This window comes from Sphingobium sp. B10D7B, assembly GCF_025961955.1.
Lineage (GTDB): Bacteria > Pseudomonadota > Alphaproteobacteria > Sphingomonadales > Sphingomonadaceae > Sphingobium.
Window position 1 is genome coordinate 2,975,073 of record NZ_JAOQOQ010000001.1, and the last position, 16,179, is coordinate 2,991,251.

The window sequence follows — 16,179 nt, forward strand, 5'->3', positions numbered from 1 at the left end:
GTGTAAGAGGAGCGCCCGGCGTTGTTGCAAGCGGCGTCGAGCGATCTCTTTTTTGCACCGCCTGGAGCGCCCAGGCGCTTTAGAGTGATGGCAGATCAAGGCCGTTGGGTTTTGGGTGAGCACAGGCAGAATAGGAAACCCGTCATGACACTGCGGACACTGCTGGCGGGACGCGTCCTTGTGGATGCGCAAGGCACGCTGCTCGGACCGAGCCGGATCAGCATCGGTACCGATGGACGGATCGTGACGGTCGAGCCGGTGCCCGCGGAGTTGTTAAGTCCGGAGGAGGCCGGGCGCCTGATCATGCCCGCACTGTCCAACGCGCATGATCATGGCAGAGGCCTTCGGACCCTCGCCTTTGGCGCGCCCGATCAATCTCTGGAAAGCTGGTTGCCCGACCTGCGCCGCCACCCTCGAGTCGATCCCTGGCTCAACGCTGTCGTGGCGCTCGGCAGGATCGCGTTGAGTGGTGTCGCCGCCGTCAACCATTGCCACAATACGCAGGACGGGCGCGCCTTGCTCGCTGAGGCGGAGGCTGTGTCGCGGGCCGCACGCGATGTGGGAATCCGCGTCGGGTTTGGCTGGCCATTCTTTGACAGAAACCCCCAAGTCTACGGCGATCTGGCCCGTCTCGCGGCTTTCTATCCTGAAGAACAGCGCGCGGAAATTCTCGCGTCCGCTGATGGAATGCGGGATTGTGCCACGAATTTCTCATGGTTCGAGCAAGCCAAGGCACTCGAGCACGACTATTTCACGCTTCAGTACCATCCGGTGGCGCCGCAATGGACAAAACCCGAGACGCTCGAGGCGATCGCGCGTGCATCAGCAGCGGACGGACGACGGGTGCACACACATATGTTGGAAACCGAGCTTCAACGGGATTGGTCGCGGGCCAATTGTCCGGGGGGTGTCGTGAGCTGGCTAGACAGCCTGGGCCTGCTCAATGAGCAGCTCACTGTCGCACATGCAATCTGGCTCGATGATCGCGACATCGCGCTACTCGCCGAACGCGGCGTCATCGTGAGCGTCAACCTTTCCTCCAATCTGCGTCTCCGGGCGGGCATGCCTCAGATCGGCCGTCTGCTCGATGCTGGCGTGCGTGTCGCGTTCGGGCTGGATGGCATGGCCCTGGACGACGACGAGGACATGCTTCGGGAGCTGAGGCTGGCATGGCATGTGGGCGCTCGCGAGACGAAGTGGGGCATGGGCCGCGACCCCGGCTCAATCCTGAAAGGCGTTTTCGACTGGGGGAGGCGGTCTATCCTCGGCGCTGCTTCGACGCCTGCCCATGCGGTCGCAGCAGGCCAGGATGCGGATCTTTTGATCCTTCGCTTCGGCGTTCTGGCAGCCGATTGCATCATGCCTGATCCCGATCCTGTTCGCCTCGTGCTCGGACGGGCCAGAGCCGAGCATGTCGAATGTCTGCTCATCGGCGGTCGCCCCGTCGTTCAGGGAGGGCAATGCACCGGGATCGATCTGAGCGCACTAGAAGTGCGCCTCGTCGAGGAAGCGCGAGACGCCTCCGCCTGGTCACCGGCGTCTGAGCGAGACATCGCGCAGGCAAAGTCGGCCATAGGGCGCTACTATTGTTGCGAATAGATACATCGATGCTGGTTCAAGCGAGCCCTGCGGCAGCTTCGTCAATTATAGCTCACCGTAACGGCAAAGCTGCCGGCGTAATCTCCCGAGGCTGTGCTACTCGGCACCGTGAGAGTACCCCCTACGCCCAACGTGAGGGAGCCCGACGTATTCAGTGTCTGTGCGCCGCTCGCGGATGGAGAAAGTGCAACGCTGAGCGTGCCCCCGCCGCTCCCGCTCATCGTCAGGCTGCCCGGCGTCGTGACCGTGATCGCCGTGCTTGCCTGTCCGCCAATGGAAAACTGCGCGCGACCGCTGGTGAGGCCGGGAAGCAGGACGGGGCTTCCCGTTCCGATGGACCGGGCGCCATTCACGTTGCTGATCGAGACAGTGCCGCTACCACTCGCAGGCGGCCGGATCGCGCCGAACGCCAGATCGCTGCTCTTGGTGAGGGTCAGCGACTTGCGAATGGTCGCGATTGCGTTTCGGGAAAGCGAGGAGGCGGAGGGGATTGTCGGCGATTTCGCGACGCCCACGCCCCATGAGGCTGACGCGCTCGTACTGGTAGAGGCATTATCGCCAAGAATCGGCAGGGTCATTCCAACGAGGAAGGTGCGGCTGCTCGTTGAGGAGAAGCCGGTCAGGGGAAAGGTGATCGAGCCATCGGGATTCGTGGTGACAGCGCCCACCGTTCCAGTGCCGGAAGCCACGGTGAAGTTCTTCACTTTCTGAGCCCGGCCACTGATCGTCGTCAGCGAAAAGAGGCGGACGATCGCCGTCGCGCTCGTGCACGCGCTGCCGCCCGAGCACCGGATGGTGACGGTGGCGGCCGACTTGGTGCCCGAGGCGATATTTCCCCCGCTGCCCGCCGCCGAGGAGACCGCGCCGCTCGTCGTAATGGCGAAGTCGGTGTCGCCGCTCGCCGCCGCCGCCACATTGCCGAAGTTCGGCGTGTTCGTTGTGATAGTGTTGACTGTGAAAGACTGGGCCAACGCCGACCCTTGTGGAAGCGCCACCCAGAGCATTGCCGCACAAGTCGCTGCCAGTGTGCGCAGCCGCCGCACCGGCGCCGGCTGCCTGGTGGGCCAAGCGCTGCGCGCCGCCCCAGATGCGGTCGCATGTCTCAATGCCTTGTCCCTTCGAAAATGACGGTTGCGTTCGCGTCCGGAGCCATGCCTCCCGCTTCCGGAATGGTGACGGAGACCGGCGCGGCCATGGCCATGCCCAGCCGCCCGGCCTGCTCGCGATCGAGTTGCAGATCATAGGTGCCAGGAGGCAGGCTCTCGAAATAAATGCTGCCGTCGAACTCGGAAACCGCCTCCTTCCGCGTGCCATCCTCACCCACAAGCGCAGCGCGCACGGACGACAGGCCCACGAGCTTGCCAGTCGGTTGCCGCAAGACGATGTGGACAAGCGCTTCCCCTACCGGCTTGAACGGATAAGCCAGCACCGCCACCTTGCCCCGGACGGGCGCAAATTCCACAATTTGGGGAGGGACGGCGACATAGGGCAAATCCACATCATCCAGCCCTATCGTGACTCGGGCGGAGGGGCCATATCCCAGGCCGGTCACCAGCGCTCGGCCGTTCGCGTCGGTGACTTCCTCCCTGGTCCCGCCTTTCAGCTTGAGCCCGGATACAGGCAATTCGCCCGGATCTCGTCGACCGTTGCCATCGGAATCGAAGAAACTTTCGAACGCCAGATTCCCACCCGATGCCGCCCCGGAGCGCCGCACAGCATAGCGCCTGCTCAATGGATTGGGTGCCAGACTGAAGCTTAGCTGGATGCCGACGCTCCAGTCCCCTCGGGGTCTGGAATAATCCGCGCTGAAGGTAAGATCGGCTATCGGCAAGCGGACATTCAATCCCGCTTCCGCCGTCGTATCCCAGGTCGTTACAAATGATTGTCCGGCCGCGAGCCGCAGGGAGGAGCCTTCTCCCACGCTTCGGTCGACTGCCAGGTTGAAGGATCGGGCCTGAGGAGAGGGCTGCACATCATAGTCAAAGCCGCCCCGAACTTGCCATTCATAGCCCGGATTGAAAGAAGCCGAGACATTCCCGGTCAATCGGTTCTGAGCCCCTGGTCCGGTCACGCGGTTATAATCCCAGCTGGCAGAGACCAGCGCACGGGCAATCGGAAGCGACATGCTCAATGTCCCATAGACGGCGCTCTGTCCGTCCACATAGGCGTCTTGACCGATCCGCAAGGCCACCGGAATGATCGAGCGGTTTCCGGCCTTCAAGCCAAAGTCGAAAGTTGCTTCGGTTCCAGATCGCAGAGCGCGCCCGTCACCACCATGGGGGGCGGCGTCATCGACAAAGCCATTTCGGAATTCGGCGCGTCGTATCGTCGATGCGATCCCGAACGGCTTGCCAGCGATGCCCACAGCAGCAGCATATCCGCTCAGACTGTCTCGCGCTGCATCGCCCTGAACAGCCAGGCCGAATGCCGAACCTCGCACGCCGGCCGAGAGGAGGAAGCGCGCGGCATCCTGCGTGGGCGAATAGCGCGCGAAACCGACCGCGCCTGTCCAGCGCTCGGAAAAGCCGTACAGCACATTCAGCGTACCGACGAGCCGCCCAGCGCCCACGGATGGCTCCTGCGAGCCCTCAAAGCCAACGAGGGTCTTGCCCTGCTCGCCAATGCCAAAGTCAATGATCATTTCTCCGGGAGCGGCCTGTCCGCTGCCGACGGAAATGACCCGGGTGGTCTCAGTGCGGCTGCCATTGGGGCCATAATCCACAATCCGGATGACATTGAGGCCACGAACCAAGGGGACATCGTCAAATTCATAGCGTCCTTCGACCGCCGTCGACTGCGCACCGCTCAGAATGTCGTTCACATAGATCTGGACGTCATGCCCACGCGCGAGCTCGCCGCGAATATCGACACGTTCGAAGATGCTCGCCTGCTCCAAAGGCCGGGTTGAAAACGCAAAGCCACGCGCGGCAACACTTCTGGGGCCCAGTGCGAGGGCCGGCAGGAATGTATCGCCCAAGGAAGCACTGGTCGCCCGCAGGGGGCCCAGCAAGCCACCCTTCGGCTCACGTCGCTCAAGAAGCAACCGCGCCAGAGCTGGCTTCCCACGATCGTCGGAGGCGAGATAACCTTGAAACCCGGCGTTCAAGAATGCGGCCGAAGCCCGCACGTCGAACCGCCTTTGAAAGGGTTGCCCCCGCGTATCCGAGCCCAAATCCATGGTTACATCGAAGGCGGGAAAAGACAGCATGCCAGCTGGCGCCGCCACCGAAAGAACCGGCTCCAGGACAGCGCCAGAATGTGCGATGCTCTTTCCCTGCGCCATCCGCTCAGTCCGCATCTGAACGGGCAGCTTCTCTCGGGCCTCCAGATTGAGCGTCAACTCCGACACATCCAATGTCATTCGAACCGGGAGCAGCCGTTCCATCAGGGAAAGGGTCAGGTAGATGTCGCCGCTGTCTTGCAGCGCGTCACCCGGCTTCAGAATGATGCGCGCAGTGCCCGCCCGCGCCTCACCCAGTGCAATGTCAAGGAAGATGGACTGGCGAGCCTGGCCCACTTGCCCCGTCAATCTACCATCTGCTGGTGAAACCTGAACATCCAGATCGAGAAGGCGCGTGAGCGCGCCGACGGGGATGAGCACGACATCGTCGCCCACCTGAAGTGCGGGAAGCGCATCCGATAAAGATGCCCGGTCAAGGACAACCTCAAGCAGCAAGAGTTGATTATCGTCAGCGGCCAGTTCGCCGCTGTCCGCCCAAAGAGGAGTAGGCTGAGCAGTGGCGATCATGAGCATCAGTCCAATCCACAGGCTACGGCAAGGAGATCTGGCTCTGCGCAAGTATCTTCCCCGGAGCTGTGTCTTGGTCGGTGAACACAACGCTGATTTGCTCGCCTCGCTGCGGATGAGAGCGCAAAGCGATCTTTACCTGTCGCCGCTCTATCTCAGGATAGACACCGATCCCCCGCACGACACCCAACGGCTCGTCCTCACGGCGCGCCTTCGCCTTTCGGATTTCGATATCGCCGAAAAGGGAATTCGGCCCACGCCTCACAAGGTCAAAAGTGACGACTGGCATAGGGCTGTTCAGCTCAGACCCCGGCCCAGGACTCTCCATCGTAAACCGTGTGTTTTCGATCGCGGCCTCAACCTGGGGCGTGCCGATGCGCACGATCACAGGGATGGAAATGCCCAGGACAGATGCGATGCGGAACGAAACAGCACCGGGCTCTGCATTCGCAGCCTGATCGGCGGTTAGGCCCGTGTCAGGTGGCGGCACCGCCGTCACCGTCAGATGCGTGCGATATTCGCCGGCGGGCCAGTCGCCGGTGCCACCTGCACGAAGACGGATTGTCTGCCCCGTCCCCGGCTTGAGCAGCACGCGCCTGGGCGTCACCAGCATCATGGAACGCGCGGACTGAAGCTTGGCACTGAGGTCCTTCACCTCCGACGCGCCGTCTGCTTCATCCGTCGGGCGGATCTGGCCGGTGGGCAACATGACCCGGTCGACAAAGCTTATGTCATATACCCCGGCAGCGGTGCCTTGGTTGAAGAGGAATATGCTCGCCGTTCGCCCCAGCCGATCAAAGGTGATCCGCTTTGGATTGATGTTGAGGCTGGCGCTTCCGCCGGCTTGCTCTGTGGTCGCAGGCTGGGCAGAAGAGGAAGTGCAAAAAGCGGATGGGAAGGCGCCAGCGACCAACGCGATAGCGATAGCGATGCTCTTGCGTTGGTTCGCGGATCGCGTGAGACGCTTCACGACGCCTGGGAGAGTCATCACCGGCGTCTCTCGCTCAATCATATTGCGCCAGGACCAGCAAAGGCCCGCCGTCGGATCCGTAGCTGTCGCGCAGTGCTTTCAAAAGAAACGGCGGTACAGACAGAAGGCCATCGCCGCTCAACCTGCCCATGAGAACATCTTCGAACCCCGAGGGACCGGCTTCAAAGGACGGGAAATTATCATCGCTCAGCGGCGCAATCGGGACACTAAGCGAACCCCCTGTGCCTGGCTGGACGAATGCTCGTGAGACCAGGAGCGAAAACGTCTGGTTGCTGCCCCCGGCGATTTGAATAGGAGCGGCCCGGGAAAGACCGGCCTTTTGGTCGCTCTCGTTTGACTGCGGCCCTGGCGACAAGATCATGACCCGGAGGCTCGACTGGAGAACCAGCACGGGTTGCAGAGCAATCTCTTTCGCCGATTGCGTGATCGAAGCCGGCTCCACGATCGAAACCTGGCCCTTCGCGGTCGCTTCAGCCGCATTCACCTGTGAGGCCGGAAGCGCCGCGCAAATGCACAGCGCTCCCAGCGCAGGAGCGGTTGCCAGCAACAGGCGCGCTCCCATCCGGATGGATGATGAGACCGTCACGAGACGCTCCTGTCACAGGTCAGTTGTAGGCGACGGTCGCCGTGAAGGTGCCCGAGTAATTGCCAGAGGCCTGCGTATTGGGCAGGGAGAAGCTACCGCCAACGCCGAAGGTTGCGGTGCCAGCTGTGCCGATGGTGCTGGACAATGTGCCTGTCGCTGCACTCGGCGTCAGCGTGACGGTGATCGTGCCGCCGGGCGTACCAGTCATGGAGAAGCTGGCGGGCACCGAAATCGAGAAGGTCTGCCCCCCTTCACCTGAGACCGTATAGGCTGCGCGCGACGTCGTGCCGCCAGCGGCAACTGCGTCGCCGGAACCAGACAGGCTGCGATTGCCTGTCGAAGCATCGACAGTGACCGTGTTGGTCCCTGCTACAGAGGGTTTCACGATCGTGCCGAACGCAAGGTCGCTGGTCTTTGAAATCGAGATCGGTTGAACGATCCGGGCCGTACCCGTGGTCGACACAGATGCTGAGGACTGAGCGTAGCTTGCCGCCGGGATGGAACCCAGAAGCGCAATTGTCGCGATAGACTTCAAGTTCACGAACATGACGATGTCTTTCTCTTACTTGATATGCACATGAATTTAATCGGAAAATATTAGACCCCGCGCGCCTTGGAGGCCCTCGGGCGGCTGCGTTTCGCGGAGCTTTGGATTGCAAGCGGGTGCGTCTGGCGAGCCAGTCGCAAGCAACTGGATCACGTGATGATCGGTACGGGCGCTCGCTGACCGTCGCCAAAGACGGGCCCTTGCCCGACGAGAGCGGAAAGGATCTGGAATGCGCGAGGACGACAGGTCCACAATAGTTCTCCGTTTCGGTAACCCCGCTATCCCTGTGAGGGACCGGAGGCTTTGCGTCCCATCGTCGCCGATGGTTTGCCGTTTCGACCGAGAATCTCGGGCGCTATTAGGTAAATTTTGATTTAACTATTATACACTACACAGTCAACGGCTATGTGCTGAACGACCAAATGGAGAATTGTGCGACTACTCCCATGTTGAACCGCAGATCGAGTGCCCGACTGGGAGACCGTTTGTTTTCAATGAAATAAACGCGAGTTTTGGATCACCAGAGCCTAAGCAACTCGCCAAGAACTTCGCGGACTGAAGCGAACCGACGATGCGCTTAGCTCGCGCCAACCCGAATTCCATGAGGATGTATTTCGTTGCAGCCGCTATGATCCCGACGAATTGCACATCCGGGCTAAATGCCAAGGCCCCTCCCGCGAAAAACGCCGCTTGGGCTCCTCTCCCCTCGCTTCGCCTGTCAGGGCGTGGAGCGCGCGACGCTGCCAAGCGTCGGTTCTCATCTAAGCGCTTCTGCGGTGGGCCGCTGCCTCAAGATGTCGGCGCAATGCCGGAGGGCGACGAAAGGCAGGCTTGAAAAGGTCTTCGTGCTACCGGCCCACCGCTATGTCAGAGCAACCGCCTCAACCACAGAGCCCACGAAATTCCGGCTGATCTGCTGGCCGGACCGCGCCAGTCTACGCACCTCGGGCAGCCGGGACGCTTCATATCGCGCGAGTGCGGCTTTGGGGTCGGCCCGCAGGGCCGCCGGGTCGAGGCAGCGCGCGAGGGTGAGAGCATCTTGCGCGGCGGTTGCAAAGCCATTGCCTGTCATCGGCGTGCAGACATGGGCAGCGTCGCCAACCAGACACATGCGGCCGGCGACGAGTCGGTCGGGACAATATTCCACGACCGGTGTGCCGAGCACCGCTTTGCGGGCGATACATTCCAGGATCGCGTCGCGCCAGGGCGATGGCCAGTGCCGGCGCGCCAGTGCGGCCAGCTCGTCGAACAGCGCATCCGACATGTCGTTCGGGCGTAGCGAATGCCGCACCAGCGCGCCCTCGACGGCCCCTGTGCTGCGGAGGATTGCGTTATGCCCGGCGTCGTACCAGCCCCAGCCGACCCGGCGGCGGCCGCGCTCCGGACTGCCATCGGCGGCGGTCAGCGGAAAGCCGAGAAGCACATAGGGCCCGGACTCGAGGAACTCCAGATTGGGCGGATAGCGGACAGACAGGGCCGACTCTTCGGCAAAGCCGACCCAGGCCAGATACTCCGCGAAGACCGCATCGGGGCGCTCCGGACTGATCTGCCGCCGCACGACGCTCTGATAGCCGTCCGCGCCGACCAGCACCTTGCCATCGAACTGCCGACCATCGGCGGTCCTTGCCCAAGCCCGATCCTCCGCCTCTCCCGTCGCTTCGACGCGGGCGTTCTGCAGGACCACAATGCCCGCCTCGTCCGCCGCTGCGCGCAGACCGCGATAGACCGATTGCCATGCCTGGACACCCGTGGCGAGCGCGCCCGTAGCGTGAGGACGCCCAGTCAACTGCTCAAGCAAGCCATAGCCGACCTGCAGCGCTGCCCCGGTCCGGTCGGTATCGGTCGAGCGCTCCAGCAACGTGATCGAGAAGCCATGCCGCGACAAGGCGAGGCCGGTCATGAGGCCAGCGAGCGAGCCGCCGACGATCAGAATGTCGCTCATCCGCTCCGGGCCCGACGACATCAGCTTTTCGGCGTCACCCAGACCTCGACGGGGGCGACGAACTTGCCGGGCGCCGGTTTGCCGACCTGCACGCGATCGATCGTCACCAGCTCGCCGCTCTCCAGATTGAAGCTGGCCCAGGGCTTGGGCATGCGACCGAAGGTCATTTTCTGAACGGGTTGGCCGGTGGCCGAATTCATGATGGTTGCGATGACACTCATCGCCCAGCCGATAGCCATCACGGCGTGCTGCGGTCCAGCGATATTGATAGCCTGCCGACGCCGCGCGGGTACATCCGACCGGTTCGTTTGAAATTTCGCTTTGCCGGTGCGCTGATAGGTCCCGTATCTCGCGCCGACCCCGTCGTCCGGCCAAGCTAACGGGAAACTCGCTAGCCAATATAGTCTTGCGAGCGAAATTCGCTCGCGCCGGGGGCCGACCATCTACTCATCTCAAAATAACGAAATATACGAAAGTAATTGACTTTCGTTATCAGGCCCTGCGAAAGTCGCTTCATGGCTATCGAGTATGATGTTCTGGTCGTTGGGGGAGGCATAAACGGCGCTGCGATTGCGCGCGATGCGGCGGGTCGTGGCGCGCGTGTCATGCTCGTCGAGCAGGACGATATCGCCGCGCACACCTCCTCGGCCAGCACCAAGCTCATCCATGGCGGGCTGCGCTATCTCGAGCAATATGAGTTCCGGCTGGTCGCCAAGGCCTTGGCGGAGCGGGAACGGCTGATGCGTGCGGCGCCGCATCTCATCCGCCCGCTCGAGTTCGTTTTGCCCCATGATCGCGGCATGCGCCCCATGTGGATGATGCGCATCGGACTGTTCCTCTATGATCGGCTGGGCGGGCGCAGCAGCCTGCCTCACTCGCGGGCGATCAGGCTGGCCGGGGATGGCTATGGCAGCGCCATTCAATCTCGGTTTGGCCGCGGCTATGTCTATGCCGATTGCTGGGGCGACGACAGCCGCCTCGTCGTCGCCAACGCGCAGGATGCCGCCGAGCATGGCGCGACGATCCTCACCCACACAAAATGCCTCGCCGCACAAAGGGATGAGCATGGCTGGCGCGTGTCCTTGCTGGGCACTGACGGCACGCCGTTCTCCGTGACGGCGCATGTGCTCATTAACGCCACCGGCTCCTGGGCCGCTGATTTCCTGCCCGAGCGGGCCGGCGTTGCGGGCGCGGGCACATTGCGGCTGATCAAGGGTAGCCACATCGTCACCCGCAAGCTGTATGAGGGCGACCATGCCTATATCCTGCAGAATCCGGACAAGCGCATCGTCTTTGCCATTCCTTATGAAAACGACTTCACGCTGATCGGCACGACGGATGTGGAGTGGCAGGGCGCGCCGGACGTCGTGACGATCGACGCCGCCGAAACGGATTATCTCTGCAACTCCGTGAACCGCTGGTTCGCAACGCAGATCACGCCGCAGGATGTGATGTGGAGTTTTGCCGGCGTGCGCCCGCTCTATGACGACGCGACGACCAACGCGTCGGAGATCAGTCGCGACTACGTCCTCTCGCTGGATCATGCCGGGGGCGCGGCGCCGGTTATGAGCGTTTTCGGCGGCAAGATCACCACGCACCGCGCGCTGGCGGAGGAGGTGATGGATAAGCTCGCCCGGCACCTTCCGAGCCTGCGACCGGCCTGGACAGCCACCGCTCCGCTGCCCGGCGGCGACCTGGACGCGCGAGGGCTGGATGGCCTCATTGCCGACCTGCGGAAGAAGGTCGGTTTTCTCGGCGAAACCACCATCCGCCGCCTGGCGGAGAGCTACGGCTCACGCATCTTCAAGCTGCTCGCGGACGTGAAGACGGCGGAGGAGCTCGGGCAGCATTTCGGCGCCGGGCTCACGCAAGCCGAAGTGGATTATCTTCTCGCGCATGAGTGGGCACGCTCGGTCGACGATATTGTCTGGCGTCGATCGAAACTTGGGCTGCATATGCGCGAGGAAGAGGTGGCGGCGCTGGAAGCCTATCTCGCGAACCATGCGAGGGTGGACGTCAACGCCGTCGGATAAATGACAATCGATAAACGTGGAGGGGCCAATGTCACCGGGGAAGGCATTTATTGGAGAACTGATCTCCGAATGCATTGCAGTGTTCATCATCATCACCATCGGCTGTTCTGCCGCCGCGATGTATTTCCTTTATGATCCAAGCCCTTACAGCACAGCCTATTTCGGGGTGTGCATCACCTGGGGCCTTGCCGTCACCATCGCCATCTATGTGACGGGCGCGGTCTCCGGCACGCACGCCAACCCGGCAGTCACGCTTGCGCTCATGATCTATCGGGGCTTCCCCGGGCGCAAGGTCGTGCCGTTCTGGCTGGCGCAGATCTTCGGCGCATTTCTGGGTGCTGCGGTGGTCTATATGATGTTCTCACCGGTGATCGACGCGTTCAACGCCACGCAGGGCGTGGAGCGGGCGGCCGGTGGCGGCGCCGGTGTATTCTTCACCGCGCCGGGCGCGCACATCACGCCGATCCGGTCGTTCTTCAACGAGATCGTGCTGACCGGCTTCCTGCTGCTCGGCATCTTCGCGATCACCGAGGAATATAACACGCAGGCGCCCGAGGCCAATTCGAGCGCGCTCATCATCGGCCTGCTGGTCGCCATGATCGGCGGCGGCGCGGGATATCTGGAAGGTTGGCCGATCAACCCCGCGCGCGACCTTGGTCCCCGCATTTTCGGCTATCTGGCGGGCTGGGGCGAATCCGCTTTCCCGGGGCCGGGCAATTACTGGTGGGTGCCCATCGCCGGCCCGTTCTGCGGCGGCGTGCTGGGCGCCAGCGTCTATCATTGGCTGATCCGGCCGTTCCTGCCCGCACGCCACAAGCGCGCCCTGCAGGAGACGATCCCCGCCGAGGCAGACGCGGCCAACTGACAATCGCGCCGCGCAGCCGGCGACCACAGGAGAGCAATCATGGCCCAGCCACCTTATATTCTCGCGATCGACCAGGGCACGACCTCGACGCGGTGCATCCTGTTCGATGCCGCCGCCAATCCGGTCGCTACGACGCAGCGCGAATTCAAGCAGCATTATCCCAATCTCGGCTGGGTGGAGCATGATCCCGAGGACATCTGGACCGACACCGTCGCCATGATGCGGGATGTGGTGGCCAAGGCCGGCGTCGATGTCGCGGATGTCGCCGCGATCGGCATCACCAACCAGCGGGAGACCGTTGTGGTGTGGGACCGGGCGACCGGCAAGCCCATCCACAACGCGATCGTCTGGCAGGACCGGCGGACCGCCGATGAATGCGCGCGGCTGAAGGACAGCGGCGCCGAAGAAATGGTCACCGCCAAGACCGGGCTGCTGATCGACCCCTATTTCTCGGCGACCAAGGCCGCGTGGATATTGGACAATGTCGCGGGCGCCCGCGCTGCCGCCGAGCGCAGCGAACTGGCCTTCGGTACGATCGACAGCTTCCTGCTCTGGCGGCTGACGGGCGGCGCGGTCCACGCAACCGACCCCACCAATGCAGGCCGCACCCTGCTGTTCAACATCATGGACCAGGCCTGGGACGATGAGTTGCTTAGCCTCTTCCGCGTGCCTGCCGCGATGCTGCCGGAGGTTCGGGACAATAGCTGCATCTTCGGCCAATGCGATGTCGACATTCTCGGCAAGGCCATCCCGGTCGCGGGGATGATCGGCGATCAGCAGTCCGCGCTCTTCGGGCAGGGCTGCTTCCGCACCGGCATGGCCAAATCAACCTATGGCACAGGCTGCTTCGCGCTCATGAACATCGGCACGGAGCCCGTGCTCTCGAAAACGCGCATGCTCACCACCCCTGCCTATCGCTTGGCCGGAACGACGACCTATGCGCTGGAGGGCTCGATCTTCGTCGCCGGCGCGGCGGTCAAATGGCTGCGCGACGGGCTCAAGATCATCACCCATGCCTCGGAAACCGACGGCATGGCCACCCGCGTGCCGGACAGTCACGGCGTCTATATGGTGCCCGCCTTTGTCGGCCTGGGCGCGCCATATTGGGATCCGCACGCGCGGGGGCTGATCTGCGGTCTTACGCTGGATGCGACGGACGCACACCTGGCCCGCGCCGCGCTGGAATCCGTCGCCTATCAGACCATGGACCTGATCGACGCCATGAAGGCCGATGTCGGCGAAGGCGAAACTGCCTTGCGCGTCGATGGCGGCATGGCCGTCAACGACTGGCTCTGCCAGTTCCTCTCCGACGTACTGGTCGCGCCGGTCGAGCGGCCCGCCATTGTCGAAACGACGGCACTGGGCGCGGCGTTCATGGCCGGGCTGGCGACCGGCGTCTGGAGCGGTCTGGATGACCTCGACCGGATCTGGACCCGCGAGCGGCGCTTCGAGCCGAAGATGCCGGAAACGACCCGATCGGCCGCCGTGGAGGGCTGGCGCAAGGCGGTCGAACGCGCCATTTCCTGAGCCGCGCTTTCCCACCGCTGTTCCACCGCATGAAGGGCAGGCCGCGCCGCCATTTCAGCCCACCCAATGAGGCCACGCGCCCGGATACAAGGACGCTTGCAACTCAAGGATCGAGGCGTCAGAACGCCGGCATGACGAGCGCATCCAACACCCGCCACCGCCAGATCCTGGATCTGGCGCGCCGCAACGGCAAGGTGACGGTCGAGGATCTCGTCGGCCGCATGAATGTGACGCCCCAGACTATTCGCAAGGATCTCAACGATCTGTGCGAGCGCGGTTATCTGTCGCGCGTGCATGGCGGCGCCATTCTCGGCTCTGGCGTCGAGAATCTGGAATATGAGGCGCGCCGCCGCCTGTCCGTGGCCGAGAAAAAGGCGATCGGCAAGGAGGCTGCGGCCCGGATTCCCGATGGCGCCTCCCTGTTCATCAATATCGGCACCACGACCGAGGAAGTCGCGCGGGCGCTGGCCGGCCGCAGCAATCTGATGGTCCTCACCAACAATCTGAACGTGGTCGATATCCTCTGCCGTAACAGCGCGATCGACCTGATCGTCGTCGGCGGCCGGGTACGTCATGCCGATCGGGCGGCGGTCGGCCCCACTGCGGTCGATTTCATTCGAAACTTCAAGGTCGATTTCGCGGTCATCGGCGCGTCCGCCATCGATGAGGATGGCTCGTTGCTGGATTTCGACCTGAACGAGGTGCAGGTCTCGCACGCCATCGTCGAGAACTCGCGCTCCGTCATCCTCGTCGCGGACAGCAGCAAGCTCACCCGCAGCGCGCCGGTCCGCATCGGCCACATCAGTGCCGTCGACATATTGGTGACCGACTATCTCGACAGCCCGGAACTCGCCGCAGTCTGCGCCGAGCATAATGTCGAGGTCGTCAACGCAATGCCCGAAAGCGCCACGACGGAATAAGGCGCAGCGCAGGAGGTTCGTGGGGTGGGCTCCCCTCCTCTTCCGAAGAGGGGTTCAAGATGGCGCCTAACCCCTCACTGCCCGCGCGACGGCCGCTTCGACCACGGCGCGATGAGCTTCCACAACCGGTTCGAGCAGCGCGGCATCCACCTTGTCGATGGTATCGTCCTCGACATGGCACCAGCGATGGATGCCCAGGCCGGCAAAGGCATTCACATAGCCGCGGTCGATGATCGAAGACAATTCGCCCGCGCCGCCGACGACTTCGATCGGCCGCTCATACCCCGCAAGCCCGCGAAACGCCTCAGTGGTCTCTGCCATTAAGCCCGGCGACGTCATCAGGACGCGCTGCGGATCGGCGCAGGAGAGAAGCTGGTGATTGCGGCTCAGCACCTCATAGGCATCGCGGGTGGCGAGCCCGGCGCCCAGATGGGTCCAGATCTGTGTCTGGGCGGCTGGCGGCCCCTCGGAGAGAGAGTAATGCGTGCCGGCGAAATCGAGCTCATGCCCGCCGGCGTTGATGGCGAAGAGCGAATGATCCGGGTAGCGGATCGCCGCCCAGCGGCACAGCTCCAGAAAGGCGGCAGTCCCGGGCGCCCGCTCGCCGACGCTGACGCCCCAGCCCGAGCGGGGCGTGGAGAAAGCCAGCCACTTGGGGCCCGCCTCGCGTCGCGCGATGATATTGCTGCTGTGGCCGGTCGCGCTTTTCCCCGTGAGAATGAGGGTCAGGGGTCGGCGCGCGGCAACGGCCTCGGCGATGATCGGCAGGTCGCGCGGCGCCATGAGCGCGATGGGCACGTCGGCGATGGGCTTCAGCCGGGTGTTGAGCGCCACGATGCTGCCGGTCGGCCCGGTCGTCACGATGACGATCGCGGCCGGCTTATTGGGGATGACCCGATCCAGCATCGGCTTGACCTCGCCCGAGAAAATCGCCGCGTGGCGACCATAAGACAGGACGACGATGGCGATCTTCCCGGCGACGCCCCGCGCCTCGAACGCATCGCGGACCAGAACGGCCGGTGCGGTAATGCCCTTCGCCGGCGTGGGGACGACGACCGGCTGCGCGGCCACCGCGACCCGCTTGTCCCCGGCGCGCAACTCCGTCACCGCCGGCTCGAATGTGGGGATCGGGAACTTGACCTCATCGACCTTGAAGCCGGCCGTCGCGAGGCGCTTGCCGATCCACGCCGCGGTGGCAAGATCGCCCGCAGAGCCCGAGACCTTGCTGCCGAACGAGGCGTAGGTCTCCATGTCTTCGCGCAGCTGCTTTTGAAGCGGAGACGCGAAGGGCGCGGCGCCGGTGGGTGCCGGAGCGGATGCAGCCGAGGCCGGCGCTCCGCCAGCCCAGACGGCAACGCCCGCCAGCCCGACAGAAGCCTGAAGCATATCACGCCTGCTCTGCATCGATGTGTTCCTTCTAT

Annotated in this window: 13 protein-coding genes and 1 riboswitch; of the genes, 5 read left to right on the forward strand and 8 right to left on the reverse strand. The window is 63.5% G+C overall.

Annotated elements, in window-relative coordinates:
* The first annotated feature begins 144 nt into the window (after positions 1-144).
* Entirely contained in the window at positions 145-1,599 is a 1,455-nt protein-coding gene (locus M2331_RS13840; RefSeq protein WP_181560812.1) for an amidohydrolase family protein, read from the forward strand.
* Between the two features lie 41 nt (positions 1,600-1,640).
* Here M2331_RS13840 and M2331_RS13845 read toward each other — a convergent pair whose 3' ends face one another.
* The 7 genes from M2331_RS13845 to M2331_RS13875 form a co-directional block, all read right to left on the reverse strand.
* Positions 1,641-2,570: a DUF4402 domain-containing protein gene (locus M2331_RS13845; RefSeq protein WP_181560813.1), complete on the reverse strand. Its 930-nt coding sequence runs from the start codon at positions 2,568-2,570 to the stop codon at positions 1,641-1,643.
* Between the two features lie 131 nt (positions 2,571-2,701).
* On the reverse strand, positions 2,702-5,353 hold the full coding sequence (locus M2331_RS13850; RefSeq protein WP_181560814.1) for a hypothetical protein: 2,652 nt from the start codon (positions 5,351-5,353) through the stop codon (positions 2,702-2,704).
* A gap of 16 nt (positions 5,354-5,369) precedes the next feature.
* Complete coding sequence (locus M2331_RS13855; RefSeq protein WP_181560815.1) at positions 5,370-6,359, reverse strand: hypothetical protein; 990 nt, start codon at positions 6,357-6,359, stop codon at positions 5,370-5,372.
* A complete protein-coding gene (locus tag M2331_RS13860) occupies positions 6,352-6,924 on the reverse strand; it encodes a hypothetical protein (protein WP_181560816.1) in 573 nt (190 codons plus the stop codon). The genes M2331_RS13855 and M2331_RS13860 overlap by 8 nt, the downstream gene beginning before the upstream one ends.
* Before the next feature lie 19 nt (positions 6,925-6,943).
* Positions 6,944-7,471: a DUF4402 domain-containing protein gene (locus M2331_RS13865; protein ID WP_181560817.1), complete on the reverse strand. Its 528-nt coding sequence runs from the start codon at positions 7,469-7,471 to the stop codon at positions 6,944-6,946.
* 265 nt (positions 7,472-7,736) lie between these two features.
* Positions 7,737-7,813: riboswitch (cyclic di-GMP riboswitch) on the reverse strand.
* Positions 7,814-8,333: 520 nt separating this feature from the next.
* Positions 8,334-9,413, reverse strand: coding sequence for an FAD-dependent monooxygenase (locus M2331_RS13870; protein ID WP_220128572.1), 1,080 nt, complete (start codon positions 9,411-9,413; stop codon positions 8,334-8,336).
* 20 nt (positions 9,414-9,433) lie between these two features.
* Positions 9,434-9,634 carry a hypothetical protein gene (locus M2331_RS13875; RefSeq protein WP_181561543.1) on the reverse strand — a complete coding sequence of 67 codons (201 nt, stop codon included), beginning with the start codon at positions 9,632-9,634 and terminating at the stop codon, positions 9,434-9,436.
* A 294-nt stretch (positions 9,635-9,928) separates the two neighbouring features.
* On the opposite strand from M2331_RS13875, the gene glpD reads away from it, so the two are divergent.
* The 4 genes from glpD to M2331_RS13895 all read left to right on the forward strand — a co-directional run bounded on the left by glpD (position 9,929) and on the right by M2331_RS13895 (position 14,758).
* Positions 9,929-11,446 (forward strand): glycerol-3-phosphate dehydrogenase, encoded by a 1,518-nt coding sequence (gene glpD / locus M2331_RS13880; protein ID WP_181560819.1) that lies wholly within the window; start codon positions 9,929-9,931, stop codon positions 11,444-11,446.
* A 28-nt stretch (positions 11,447-11,474) separates the two neighbouring features.
* Positions 11,475-12,311 carry an MIP/aquaporin family protein gene (locus M2331_RS13885; protein ID WP_181560820.1) on the forward strand — a complete coding sequence of 279 codons (837 nt, stop codon included), beginning with the start codon at positions 11,475-11,477 and terminating at the stop codon, positions 12,309-12,311.
* A gap of 39 nt (positions 12,312-12,350) precedes the next feature.
* Positions 12,351-13,838, forward strand: coding sequence for a glycerol kinase GlpK (gene glpK / locus M2331_RS13890; protein WP_181560821.1), 1,488 nt, complete (start codon positions 12,351-12,353; stop codon positions 13,836-13,838).
* A gap of 131 nt (positions 13,839-13,969) precedes the next feature.
* The gene (locus M2331_RS13895) at positions 13,970-14,758 is read left to right on the forward strand and encodes a DeoR/GlpR family DNA-binding transcription regulator (protein WP_181560822.1); all 789 of its coding nucleotides are present in this window, start codon (positions 13,970-13,972) and stop codon (positions 14,756-14,758) included.
* A 66-nt stretch (positions 14,759-14,824) separates the two neighbouring features.
* Here the strand turns inward: M2331_RS13895 and M2331_RS13900 are convergent, their stop codons facing one another.
* Positions 14,825-16,162, reverse strand: coding sequence for a hypothetical protein (locus M2331_RS13900; protein WP_184117278.1), 1,338 nt, complete (start codon positions 16,160-16,162; stop codon positions 14,825-14,827).
* Positions 16,163-16,179: the final 17 nt, after the last annotated feature.